Here is a 12,585-nt window from a genome sequence, read left to right on the forward strand (position 1 = left end):
GTCGCCTCTCGGACGCGCGCTGTGATGTAATGGGCCGTGTCCACCCCCTGGGCGCAGCCGCTGCCAGGGGATAACCCGCGGTGAGCCCTTGAGCGCCTCTCCTCCCAAAGCGACGATCGCCGTCCTCGAGCGGAACCGCGTCGTCGGCCAGCGCATCGCCCGCGTGATGTCCGCGGCCTCCGGCCTGCAGGACGTCCCCGTCGCCGGCGATCCCGCCGAGCTGCGCACCCGGCTGTCCGAGCGACCCCTGCTGCTCGGCTGCGACGCTGCCGATCTCGACCTCGCGCTCGAGTGGGCGGCCGAGCGATACCCCAGCATGCACCTGCTCGTGTGGACCTCGGGCAGCACCGACGCGATCCTCCACGCCGCCCTGAAGGAGCCCCGCCTCTCCAGCATCGTCGGCTGGCCGAGCTTCGCCTCCATGCCGCGGCCCTGGGAGATCGCCCTCGCCGTCCGCCGCATCCTCAAGCCGCTCGCCCTGCCGCCTCGGCTCTCCGACCTGCTCTCCTGGGGCGCCACCATCGTGAAATGGCGCCCCCGCACGAGCGACGACCGCGACCGCACCGTCGCCGAGGTCGCGCACTGGGCCGAGCGCTCCGGCGCCCCCGCGCGGGTCGCCGAGCGGCTCGCCGCCCTCGCGCACGAGCTGCTCATGAACGCCATGTACGACGCGCCCGTCGACGGCCGCGGCCGCCCCCGCTACGCGCACGACAGGCGGGGCGACCTCGTGCTCGAGGAGAACGAGATCCCCACCCTGCGCCTCGGCACCGACGGCGCGTACCTCGCCCTCCAGGCGCACGATCCGTTCGGCGGCCTCCGGCGACACCACGTCTTCGAGGGCATCACCCGAGGCCTGAGCGCCCGCGGCGCCGACTCGACGAGCGCCCCCGTGCTCGACACGTCGCGCGGCGGCGCAGGGCTCGGCATGCTCAAGATCTACGCGGCCGGCGCCGTGCTGGTCGTCGACGTCTCGCCCATGGCCTCGACCATGGTCACCTCCTTCTGGGACCTCGACGTCAACCCGCGCGAGTTCCGCTCGCTCCCGGCGTCCCTCCACTTCTTCGAGCGCTCCACGCCGGCGATCGAGACGCTGGAGCGGACCGGGTGGTGACGCCCGCGCGCGCCGCGCGCGGCGCAAGAGGACGGCGAGCCGGCCGAGGCGGGCGCCATGGCTGAGATCGATCCGCTCCTCGCGCGGCAGCTCAGGCGCCTCGGGCTCGAGGACCTCGGCGAGCCGCCCGACAAGGAGACCTGGCACAAGGTGGTCGCGCGCATCAGCGAGCACTACCGCCACGTCGCCGACGATCGGAGCCTGCTCACCCGCTCGCTCGACCTCTCCACGAACGAGATGGGCGCGCTGCACCGGCAGCTCCTGGCCGAGCGGGACCGCCTGCGCAGCGTCGTCGTGGCCATCGGGGACGCGCTGACCGTCTTCCACGACGCCGCGAACTCGCAGGTCGAGCCGTCGCGGCCGATCGAGGTCGGCTCGACGATCTCCACGGCCAAGCGGCGCTTCGCGTCGAAGCTCGGCGAGCTCTTCTCCCTGAGCGGCGCCGCGCAGGCCGCGCCCGGCAGCGCGACCCAGGCCGCCGCCGGCGCGAGCGGCTCGGACGAGGCCATCAACGAGGTCCGCGTCCAGCTCGTCGCGCTCGGGGACCGGCTGGTGCAGCTGCTCTACGACACGGCGGAGAAGGCGTCGCTGAAGAAGCAGCTCGAGGTCGCGCGCGCCGTCCAGCAGATGCTCGTGCCGAGCGAGGACGTCATCGAGCGGCCCTCGCTGCGGCTCGCCAGCCACTTCCAGCCCGCGGCGGAGTGCGGCGGCGACTGGTGGACGTTCCACGATCTGCCGGACGGCAGGCTGCTCACCGTCGTCGGCGACGTGACCGGGCACGGCATCTCGTCCGCGATCATCACGGGGGCGGCGAAGGCCGCCTGCGACATCGTGCGCACGTTCGCGCGCGAGGCGATCAGCCCGGCGCAGCTGCTCCGGGTCATGAACTGCTCGATCTTCGAGGCGGGGCAGCAGAAGTTCCTGATGACCTGCGCGGCGTGCGTCTTCGACCCCGGCGCCGGCTCGCTGACCCTCGCGAACGCCGGGCACCCGTTCCCCTACCTGGTCAGGAACAACGCGATCCGGCAGCTCGCCGCGCAGGGCGAGCCGCTCGGGGCGGCGAGCTCGGCCGAGTACACGTCGAGCACCGTCGCCCTGGAGGGCGGCGACGCGCTCCTCTGGTTCACCGACGGCGTGACCGAGTGCGAGAACGAGTCGAGCGAGCAGTTCAGCGAGAAGCGGCTGCGATCGCTCTTCCAGAGCGTGGCCGCCTGCCCGCCCGAGGAGGCGAGGGACGCGATCGTCGAGGCGGTGTCGAGGTTCCGCGGCGAGCGCGCCCTCGACGACGACGTGACGCTCGTCGTGGCCCGCGTGTCGTGAGGGCTTCTTAGAGGGCCAGGGGCGTACGAGCGAGCTCGACCGCCGCGTCATGGCGCCCGCCCCGTCACGTCGCGACGCCCGCCGTCCCCCGCGTGCTGTAGCCTGAGAGCGAGGAGATCCATGATCCTCGAGACCTTCCACTACGATCGGGACACCAAGAAGTGGTCCGTGCGGGTGCTGCCGGTGCTCGACAGCGAGCGGACGCTGGTGCTGGCGTTCGGGGCGCCGGAGCTCCTCGACGACCCCGGGGCGATCCGCGAGCTGCGGCGGGCGTACCCGCGGTCGCACGTGGTGGGGTGCTCGAGCGCGGGGGAGATCGCGGGCACGTCGGTGCGCGACGGGACGCTGACGGTGGCGGTGGCGCGGTTCGAGCGGACGACGCTGGCGACGGCGCAGGTGGAGGTGGCGAGCGCGTCGGGGTCGTTCGCCGCGGGGCAGGCGCTGGCGCGCAAGCTGGAGCGGCCGGGGCTGCGCGGGGTGCTCGTGCTGTCGGAGGGGCTCGGGGTGAACGGCAGCCAGCTGGTGCGCGGGCTGAACGCGGTGCTGCCGGAGTCGGTGGTGGTGACCGGGGGCCTGTCCGGGGACGGGACGCAGTTCAAGCGGACGTGGGTGTGCGCGGGGGACGTGGTGCGCAGCGGGCTCGTGGCGGCCGTGGGGCTGTACGGCGAGCACGTGGTCATCCAGCACGGGTCGAAGGGGGGCTGGGACAAGTTCGGGCCGGAGCGCGTGGTGACGCGCTCGGAGGGCAACGTGCTCTACGAGGTCGACGGCCGCCCGGCGCTCTCGCTGTACAAGGAGTACCTCGGGGACAAGGCGGCGGAGCTGCCGGCGTCGGCGCTCCTGTTCCCGCTGGCGTTGCGCGCGACGGCGCAGGACGAGAAGGCGCTGGTGCGGACGGTGCTGGCGGTGGACCACGACGCGCAGTCGCTGACGTTCGCGGGGGACGTGCCGAGAGGGCACCTGGTGCAGCTGATGAAGGCGGACTTCGAGCGGCTGATCGGGGGCGCGGAGCAGGCGGCGAGGGCGGCGAGCGAGGCGGGGAGGGCGGGCGGGGACAGCGCGCTGGCGATCGCGATCAGCTGCGTTGGGCGCCGGATCGTGCTGGGCGACCGGACCGAGGAAGAGGTCGAGGCGGTGGCGGACGTGCTGCCGAAGGGCACGCAGGTGACGGGGTTCTACTCGTACGGGGAGATCTCGCCGTACGCGACCGGCCACTGCGACCTGCACAACCAGACCATGACCCTCACCGTCCTCTCCGAGGCGCCCACGCCGCTCGCCAGGAGCGAGGGCCCGCGGGAGCGAAGGCCGCGCGCCGCGAAGCGGGCGCCGGCCGTGGCGGCGCGGGTCGTCGCGCAGCCGGCCGGCGGGATGGCGGAGTTCGAGGAGCTCGAGATCGCGTCGGACTCGACCTTCACGTCCGAGGCCGCCTTCGACGCGCCGGCGTCGGCGTCGAGCGCGACGCCGGGGCCGGCGCCGCTGTCGCCGGGGCGCGAGGGCGAGGAGCCGCGGCCGACCATCCGGGTGCCGCCGAACGGCCGCAGGGCGTCGCGCCCGCACAGCGCCGAGCCTGCCTCGGGGCCGGTCTCGTCGGGGCGCAGCCCCACCACCGTGGACCGGCCGCCGCCCGCCGCCTGGGCGCACCGCGCCGCGCCGACGCGGAGCGTGCCGCCCGCCGGCGCCGCCGGTCGCCTCGACAGCCTCGCGTTCGATCGGCGCACGATCGGCGACGTGCTCGTCGTCCGGCTCGCCGGGCGCATGACCGAGGCGTTCAAGGGGGCGGCGCTCGCGCGGGAGCTCGAGGGCAAGGTCCTGCTCGACCTCGCCGGCGTCGAGCGGATCACGTCGTTCGGCGTCCGCGAGTGGCTCCAGATGATCCACGCGGCCCAGCCGCGCCTCCGCGCCCTCTACCTCGCGCGCTGCTCCGAGCCGGTCATCAACCAGCTCAGCATGATCCGGCGGTTCGCCGGCAACGGGCGGGTCGTCTCGTTCTATGCGCCGTACTGCTGCGAGGCGTGCGGCGCCCAGTTCGAGCGCCTCGTCGACTGCGCCCACGACGCGGCCTCGCTCGCCGAGGGCAAGCCGCCCGACGCGGTGTGCCCCCGCTGCGAAGGCGCCGGCGCCTTCGACGACGACGCGGAGACCTATTTCGGGTTCGTCGCCCAGCACGGCGCCGGCGCGATCCCGCCGGAGGTGCGGGAGATCCTCCTCGAGCTCGAGCGGGCCGACGAGCCCGCCGTGGGCGACGTGGTGGAGAAGTCCGTCGAGGGGCGCGTCACGCGCGTCAAGGTGGGCAGCAAGCTGACCGCGACGATCCGCTGGAGCCGCATCATCGACGGCCTCGAGGGCCAGGTCGTCTTCGACCTGAGCAGCGTCCCCGCGGTCACCGCCGACGGCGCGGCGCGCTTCGAGTCGGCGATCCGCAAGCTCGACGGCGCCGTCGAGGCGATCCGCATCGAGGGCTGTCCCCGGCTGCTCGCCGAGCGCACGGCGGGCCCCTCGTGGCCCGAGCTCGCGCGGATCGAGTCCGCGGTCGTCGAGGGCCGCTGCGCGTCCTGCAGCGCGACCCGGGCGGTGCTCGTCGAGGTCGATCGGCACGCCCCCCTGCTCCGCGGCGGCCAGGACCCGAGCGTCACCTGCAAGCGCTGCAACACGCCGCTCGCCTTCGACGGCTCCCGCTCGCTGCTCTACGTCCTCGGCGCCCACGCGACGCGCGCCCCCGCGGCCCCGCCGCCGCCCGCCTTGCCTGCGGCGAGCCCGCAGCAGCCGGCCGTGGCGCCCCTGGCGCAGCAGCGCGGCGCGGGCGGCAACGCGGCGTTCCTCGGGCTGCTCGGCGGGGTGGCGCTCGTGGCCGCCGGCTTCGCGGCGTGGCGCGGCGGCGTCGGCCCCGCCGCGGCGCCAGCGGCCTCGGCAGGGCCCGCTGCCTCGGCGGCGCCCGCGGCCTCGGCAGCGCCTGCGGCCTCGGCAGCGCCTGCGGCCTTGTCAGCGCCTGCGGCCTTGGCAGCACGCGCGGGCGAGGCGCGCGCGCCGGCGCCGCCCGCGAGCGGCCCCGGCGCGGCGGGCTGGTCGGTCATGGACGACCTCCCGCCCGCGTGGGTGGAGCGGCCGTTCGTCATCGAGGGCGAGAGCGTGCTCGTCGTCGGCCGCGGCGGCCCCGCGGCCAGCGAGTCGGGCGCGCTCGCGGCGGCGCGCAACGGCGCGATCGAGCGCCTCACGTCCGGCCTCGCCGCGGAGCTCGCGGGCTCTCCCGCGGCCGAGCTCCTCGTCGCGCAGCCGCCGGCCGAGGCCGGGGCGGCGCAGCGCGCGGAGGTCGTCGAGCGCATCGCCGGGCGCTTCCTCGCGCAGGTCGGCGCGTTCGCGACGCCCGAGCGCGTGGACGCCGTCGTGCGGCGGGAAGGCGGCGGCGTGCTCGCCTTCGCGCGGTACAGGCTGTCCCGGCAGAGCTTCGACGCGGCCGCGGCGCTCTACCGCCAGACGGCCACCTTCCAGGGGCTCACCGTGGCGCGCTTCTTCCCGCAGCTCGAGGCGCGGGTACGCACCGCCGGCGAGCTCGTCGTCGTCGCGGCGGAGCGCTCGCAGCGCGGCGCGGAGCCAGGGGACGTCGTACTCTCGGTCAACGATCGCCCCGTCCATTCGGTCGAGATCTTCGGGAAGGCCCCGGCGGACGCGTGGGCTCGCGCGCCGGCCGGTGGTACGATGACCCTCCAGATCGAGTCGCGCGGTGAGCGCCGCAGCGTGAGCTTCGCGAAATCCCAGGCCGAAGGCCCTCGATGAGCACCATGACCGCCCGCCGCGCTCCTGGAGAAGTGACGCCGCCGGCCCGAGCGATGGAGGCGGTCGAATGACCGAGCGCCACGCCGCCGGCCCCATGAGCGTCGGCTCGCGCCACCCCACCACGCTCGGCAGGTACAGCCTGATCAAGAAGATCGGCATGGGCGGCATGGCCGAGATCTGGGTGGCCTCCGTCGCGGGCATCTCGGGCGTGAGGAAGATCTGCGTGGTCAAGCGCATCCTCCCGCACCTCGTCGACAGCCCCGAGTTCGTGCGGATGTTCCTCGACGAGGCGCGCATCGCCGCCACCCTCGACCACCCCAACCTCGTCCAGATGTACGACATCGAGGACGTCGACGGCGTGCCGGTCATCGCGATGGAGTACCTCCACGGCGAGGATCTCAGGACCGTCCGGAAGTCGCTCCGGTCGGCGAACCGGCGGATGCCGATCGAGCACGCGATCACCATCGCGGCGGGCGTCGCGGCGGGGCTCCACTACGCGCACGAGAAGGTCGGCTTCGACGGCAAGCCGCTCGACATCGTCCACCGCGACGTGTCCCCGCACAACGTGATCGTCACCTACGACGGGGCCGTGAAGATCCTCGACTTCGGGATCGCGAAGGCGGCGAACCGCGTCAACGAGACGCGCGACGGCGCGCTCAAGGGCAAGGTCCCGTACATGTCGCCCGAGCAGTGCACGAGCGAGCACCTCGATCGCCGGAGCGACATCTACTCGGTCGGCCTCCTGCTCTACGAGATGTCGACGGGGAGCCGGATGTTCCGGCGCGGCGCCACCGAGTTCGAGCTGATGCGGGCGATCGTGGAGGACCCCGTGCTGCCGCCGAGCGAGGTCTGCGCCGACTACCCGCCGGGGCTGGAGCGCATCCTGCTCAAGTGCCTGGAGCGGGATCGGGAGAAGCGGTACGCGACCGCGAGGGATCTCCAGATCGACCTCGAGGCGTTCGCCCGGGAGGAGCGGCTCGCCTCCTCGGCCCTCGCCCTGTCGTCGTTCATGTCGGAGCTGTTCGGCCAGCGCGTGGAGGTGTGGCGGGGCGCGCTCGCCTCGGGGGCGGACCTCGAATCGCACATCGTCGAGAAGCAGGAGGCGAACCAGAACGAGGACTCCTTCGCGGGCGCGCTCGACGCCGCGGGCGGGGCGCTGCAGGCCGCCGAGACCGGCCGCCCCGGCGGGATCGCCACGAAGCTCTCCGCGCCGCTCTTCGCGGCGTCGCGGCCCGACGCCGCGGGGGATCTGGACACGCTGCCGCGCTCCAGGAGGCTGCCCGCGCTGTCGCTCGCGGACGCCGGCGCCGGCGTGGAGGGCGCGGAGCCCGAGGGGGCGCACGGGCACGGGCCGCGGGCCCTCACGGTGACCAAGCGGAGGCTGGGCAGCCTGCTCATCGTCTCGCTGTCGGGGCGGATGACCGAGGAGCTCCAGGGCCTCGCTGTCGCGCGCGGCATCTCCGGCCGCGTGCTCTTCGATCTGGGCGGGGTGCAGCGGGTCACGTCGTTCGGCGTGCGCGAGTGGATGGCGATGCTGGCCGAGGTGTCGCGGAGCGCGTCCGAGATCTACATCGGCCGCTGCACCGAGCCGCTCGTGAACCAGATCAGCATGATCCGCCGCTTCTTCGGGGACGGGCGCGTCGCGTCGTTCTACGGCCCGTACCGGTGCGAGCGCTGCGGCGCCGCGTTCGATCGGCTGTTCGACTGCGACAGGGACGCGCACCTCGTCAGGACGCACGAGCCGCCCGCGAGCCCCTGCCCGCGCTGCGGCGCGGCGGCGGTGTTCGACGACGACGCCGAGAGCTACTTCGCGTTCGCGGCGATCCACGCGGGGATCGATCTGCCGGAGGACGTGCGGGCCGCGCTCGACGAGCTCGCGCGGCTCGACGCGGGGACCCACGAGGCGATCGAGAAGACGGTCGACGAGCGCGGGACGCGCATCCGCGTGCGCTGCAAGCTCGACGCGCACGTGCGGTGGAAGCGCGCGCTCGACGGGATCGAGGGGCCGCTGGTGCTCGATCTCGCGGGCGCGGCGGGGGTGACGTCCGAGGGCGCGAGGGCGCTCGCGCTGTCGCTCCGCGCGCTGGGCGGCGAGGTGACGTCGATCCAGATCGAGGGCTGTCCCGTGGTGCTGCTCGAGCACCTCGCCTCCGAGAGCCCCCCGCTGCGAGCGGAGGTGGTCTCGGCGATCGTCGAGGGCGCCTGCGAGCGGTGCAACGCGCCCCGGCAGACGCTGCTCGACGTGAAGGAGGCCGCGCAGGCCGCCCGCGAGGAGCGGGAGCCGTACGTGCCGTGCAAGCGGTGCAACGCGCCGCTCGCGCTCCCGTGGCTCCGGCCGGCGCTGAAGCGCCTCGGCGCCGCGCCGGAGCCGGCGCCCACGCTCGCCGGGACGTCCGAGCCGGCGACGAAGCGCTCTGCCGCGGGGGGGCACGTGACGGCGGCGGGGGCAGGGGCGCCCGCAGGCGCAGCGGCGCCGGTGGGGGCGCCCGCGGGCGCAGCGGCGCCGGCGGGGGCGCCCGCGGGGGCAGCGGCGCCGGCGGGGGCGTCTCCGCCGGCCGCGGCCATCTCGGCGGCCCGTGGCTCCAGCTCGCGCGGGGTGCTCGCGGCGTTCGCGGCGGGAGCGCTGCTCGTGCTCGCCGTGGCCTTCGCCTACCAGAGCCGGGGACGCCCGCGCACCGCCGCCGGGGCGGGCCCGGCGCCCGCGCCGAGCTCGGGGTGGCGCGCGGCGCCGCCGGCCGAGGAGAGCCCTCCGTGGATGGACCGGCCGTTCATCGCCGAGGGCGACGCGATCTTCGTGGTCGGCGAGGGCTCGGGCGCCAGCCGAGAGGCGGCGCTCGCGGTCGCGCGCGCCGACGCGATCTCCCGGCTCGCGAGCAACGTCGTGCCGGCGCTCGCGGGGTCGCAGGCGTACGACTTCATCCAGGCGCACGGCGGCGGCGCGCGCCGCGCCGGCATGGCGGAGGCCGAGGCGAGCCGCTACCTGAAGCAGGTCGGCGCGTTCGCCACCCCCGAGCGCGTCGACGCGCGCTTCCAGGAGCGCGGCGGCGCGGTGGCGGCCGTCGCGCGCTACCGCATGCGCAAGGAGAGCTTCGACGCGGCCGTGCAGAGCTACCGGAGGACGGTCAGCGCGCTCGGGCTGACCGCGGCGCCCCTCTTCCCGCTGCTCGAAGGCGCGCTGAAGACGAGCGGAGACGCCGTCGTGGTCGCCGTGGAAGAGCGCGGCCCCGCCGCGGCCGCGGGCGTCCGCGTCGGCGACGCGGTGGTCGCGATCAACGGCCGGCCCCTCGTCAGCTTTGATGCGATGCGTCATGCGCTGCCGAGCGCGCAGGAGGGCGCTACCCTCGAGCTCACGCTCGAGTCGGGCGGCGCGCGGCGGACGATCGCGATCAAGAGGCCGAGCGGGGCGCGGGAAGGGGGCTGAGCCAGGGCGGGCGGCGCCGCCGTGGTGCGCTCCCGCGAGCGGCGCGGCGCGCGGTGAGGGCGTCCGCGACATCACGCCGCGCGGGCACGCGAGCGTCGCGCCGGCCAGCGGAGGGCGCAAAGGGCGCAAAGGGGCAGAGGAGCGTCGCTTCCTCGGCAACGGCTGTCCGGCCGACGATCGGCTGCGCTATGCTGGCTGCCGCGGCGCGGCGCTCTCGGTCGGAGGTTTCGAACATGCGCGGCCTGGAAGAGATCGAAGGGCTGGAGGTCGGAACCCTGATCGCCGGCAAGTACCGCGTGGACCGGCTGCTCGACAAGGGCGCGATGGGCGCCGTCGTCGCCGCGACCCACGTCGATCTCGACGAGCTGCGGGCGATCAAGGTGCTGCTGCCGGCCACCGCGGCCGATCCGGAGATGTGCGGGCGCTTCCTGCAGGAGGCGCGGATCGCGTCGCGGCTCAGGAGCGAGCACGCGGTCAAGGTGCACGACGTCGGGCGGCTCGAGAACGGGCTGCCGTACATGGTGATGGAGTTCCTCGACGGCCGCGATCTCCGGGTCGTCCGCAAGCAGCGGGGCCCGCTGCCGGCGGAGGAGGCGACGCTCTACGTCATCCAGGCGTGCGACGCGCTCGCGGAGGCGCACGCGCTCGGGCTGGTGCACCGCGACGTGAAGCCGGCCAACCTCTTCCTGACGCACACGCGCGAGGGGACGCCGTGCATCAAGGTGCTCGACTTCGGCGTCTCCAAGGTGTCGCAGGCGGCGCTCCTCGGCATCGCCGAGATGCGGACCAGCACGGGCCAGATGCTGGGGACGCCCCACTACATGCCCCCCGAGCAGATGCGCGGGCAGCGCGACGTCGACGCGCGCGCGGACATCTGGGCGGTCGGGTCGCTCCTCTACGTGCTGCTCACCGGCCGGTATCCCATGCATGCGCGCTCCGTCCAGACGGTGTCGCTCGTGCTCGGGGGCAAGTTCGTGCCGCAGCTGCCGTCGAAGGTCTGCCGCGGGCTCTCGCCGGACATCGATCCGATCATCATGCGGTGCCTCGAGCGGGATCGCGACAGGCGCTGGCCCGACCTGGCGGAGCTCACGCTGGCGCTCCGCCCGTTCGCGCCGCCCGCGGCGCAGCCGCTCGTCGACCGCATCCAGCGCATCCTGCGCGGGGGCGTGCGCGACTCGCTGTCCGGGGTGCGCCCCGGCGTGGACGGCGTCGACGCGGGGGAGCGCGGCTCGATCCCCACCACCATGGGCTCCGGCCCATCCACCGGCGGCATGGCGATCGAGCTTCGCCCGGAGCCTCCACCTCCCGTGTTCCCCGCGGCTCCCGAGGAGGCGGATCCGGTGGAGCGAAGCGAGGCCGTCACGGTGTCGGACCGCTCGCGCGTCCGGGCGGAGACCGACCTGGTGGAGCGGAGCGAGGCGGCGACGGTCTCGGACCGCCCGCGCGCCCCTGCCGAGGCGGATCCGGCGGAGCGGAGCGAGGCCGTCACGGTGTCGGACCGCTCGCGCGTCCGGTCGGAGACGAGCCCTGTGGAGCGGAGCGAGGCGGCGACGGTCTCGGGCCGCCCGCGCGCCCCTGCCGAGGCGGATCCGGCGGAGCGGAGCGAGGCCGTCACGGTCCCGGACCACGCGCGCGTCCGGGCGGAGGCCAGCCCTGCGGAGCGGGGCGAGGTGGCGGCCGGCTCGGCGCGGCCGCAGCCCCGGGCGGAGGCCGGCCATGTCGGGCTCGGCGCGTCCGGCCCAGCTCCGGAGAGGGCGCGCGTCGGGGAGGACGCCGACGAGGCGACGCTCGCGGACACGCTCCGGCGGCTGCGCTCGCCCTTCAGGGCGGGCTTCGTCCTGGCGGCGGTGGCGGCGGCGATCGTCGTCGTGCTGCTGGCCAGCGGAACGCGGCCCGAGGAGCGGCCCGCGAGCGGGGGCCTCCCGAGCCCGGGCCCGGCCCTGGGCAGAAAGGGCGTTCCGGTCAGCGCTCCGCCCCGGTGACACCGGAGACGGAGACTCCCGCCCTGCGGGCGCTGCGGGCGTTCGGAGAGAGGCCCTCTCAGGACAGGCGGTGAGGTGGAGTCGACGTGGCGTGAGCGCGGAGCGGCGGGCCGCGTCGCGTGGGCGTCACTTGCCCTGCGAGATGACGCCGCAGCCGATGCGACCGCCGGCGTTGCCGGCGGGCTGGCTGCCGTCATCCGCCTTCTCGTGGACGATGATGGCGCGGCCGAGGAAGGTGTTCGGAGCGCCCTCCTTGAGATTCGCGCCCTTGGCGATGATCTCGTGGGTGCCGGTCCCATCGGCCTTGACCTCGATGTTGCCGAGATCGCCGAGGTGGTGAGGCGCGCCGTCGGGGATGCCGTGCGGGTGGTTCTCGGGGTTGTAGTGCGCGCCCGCGCTCTTGGCGTCCGGCGCGCTGCAATCGCCGGTCTCGTGCACGTGGACGGCGACCTTGCCCTTGGGAGCGCCCGAGACCTGGACGGCGACCTTCACGCCGCCCTCGACCTCGGTGAGGGTCGCGGTGCCCTTGAGCTTCGACTTGGTTCGCGCCTCGATGGGCACGGAGACGCTCACCGGCGGCGCAGGCGGCGCAGCCTCCGGCGCCGCGGCGCCCGCCGGCGGGCTGGCCTCGGGCGCCGCGGCTTCGGGCGCCGCGGGCGCCTCCGGCGCAGGCTGCGCGGGCTGGGCGGGGACGTCGGGGACCGCAGGGGCCGGCTCGGGCGCGCCGCCACAAGCGGTGGCGCCCAGGACGAACGAGGCAAGCAGCGAGAGACGATAGGCCGGTTTCATCACAGCGGAGACCTCCAGGTTCGTGAAGCGTTGGACCTCCGCCGTCTCGTAGAGCGGTCCTGGCGAGCGATCAATCGGCGAACCCGACATTCGTCAGGTGCGCCGGCGCGCGGCCTGCGCCGCTCGCGCCGGCCGGCGCCGCGGGCAGCGCGCGCCCGACCCCCGGAAAGGGACCGGCGAGGCGCGGAGTC

The 12,585-nt window shown here is 75.0% G+C and carries 6 protein-coding genes; 5 read left to right on the plus strand and 1 reads right to left on the minus strand.

Annotated features, from left to right (window positions below):
- The first annotated feature begins 88 nt into the window (after positions 1 to 88).
- The 5 genes from WMF27_RS42700 to WMF27_RS42720 all read left to right on the plus strand — a co-directional run bounded on the left by WMF27_RS42700 (position 89) and on the right by WMF27_RS42720 (position 11,605).
- Positions 89 to 1,111, plus strand: coding sequence for a hypothetical protein (locus WMF27_RS42700; RefSeq protein ID WP_437943536.1), 1,023 nt, complete (start codon positions 89 to 91; stop codon positions 1,109 to 1,111).
- Positions 1,112 to 1,168: 57 nt separating this feature from the next.
- Complete coding sequence (locus tag WMF27_RS42705; RefSeq protein ID WP_437943537.1) at positions 1,169 to 2,431, plus strand: PP2C family protein-serine/threonine phosphatase; 1,263 nt, start codon at positions 1,169 to 1,171, stop codon at positions 2,429 to 2,431.
- A 120-nt stretch (positions 2,432 to 2,551) separates the two neighbouring features.
- Positions 2,552 to 6,202: an FIST N-terminal domain-containing protein gene (locus tag WMF27_RS42710; protein WP_437943538.1), complete on the plus strand. Its 3,651-nt coding sequence runs from the start codon at positions 2,552 to 2,554 to the stop codon at positions 6,200 to 6,202.
- A gap of 67 nt (positions 6,203 to 6,269) precedes the next feature.
- Positions 6,270 to 9,623, plus strand: coding sequence for a protein kinase domain-containing protein (locus WMF27_RS42715; protein WP_437943539.1), 3,354 nt, complete (start codon positions 6,270 to 6,272; stop codon positions 9,621 to 9,623).
- Positions 9,624 to 9,856: 233 nt separating this feature from the next.
- Positions 9,857 to 11,605, plus strand: a complete 1,749-nt coding sequence (locus tag WMF27_RS42720) for a protein kinase domain-containing protein (RefSeq protein WP_437943540.1) — start codon at positions 9,857 to 9,859, stop codon at positions 11,603 to 11,605.
- Positions 11,606 to 11,731: 126 nt separating this feature from the next.
- Here the strand turns inward: WMF27_RS42720 and WMF27_RS42725 are convergent, their stop codons facing one another.
- The gene (locus WMF27_RS42725) at positions 11,732 to 12,394 is read right to left on the minus strand and encodes a superoxide dismutase family protein (protein WP_437763135.1); all 663 of its coding nucleotides are present in this window, start codon (positions 12,392 to 12,394) and stop codon (positions 11,732 to 11,734) included.
- Positions 12,395 to 12,585: the final 191 nt, after the last annotated feature.

Source organism: Sorangium sp. So ce281 (assembly GCF_051527395.1).
In the GTDB taxonomy this organism is placed as follows: Bacteria; Myxococcota_A; Polyangia; order Polyangiales; family Polyangiaceae; genus Sorangium; species Sorangium cellulosum_B.

Coding starts and splice junctions, on each gene's coding strand:
- WMF27_RS42710 (WP_437943538.1), top strand. CDS start 2,552: ATGATCCTCGAGACCTTCCACTACGATCGGGACACCAAGAAGTGGTCC.
- WMF27_RS42715 (WP_437943539.1), top strand. CDS start 6,270: ATGACCGAGCGCCACGCCGCCGGCCCCATGAGCGTCGGCTCGCGCCAC.
- WMF27_RS42720 (WP_437943540.1), top strand. CDS start 9,857: ATGCGCGGCCTGGAAGAGATCGAAGGGCTGGAGGTCGGAACCCTGATC.
- WMF27_RS42705 (WP_437943537.1), top strand. CDS start 1,169: ATGGCTGAGATCGATCCGCTCCTCGCGCGGCAGCTCAGGCGCCTCGGG.
- WMF27_RS42725 (WP_437763135.1), bottom strand. CDS start 12,394: ATGAAACCGGCCTATCGTCTCTCGCTGCTTGCCTCGTTCGTCCTGGGC.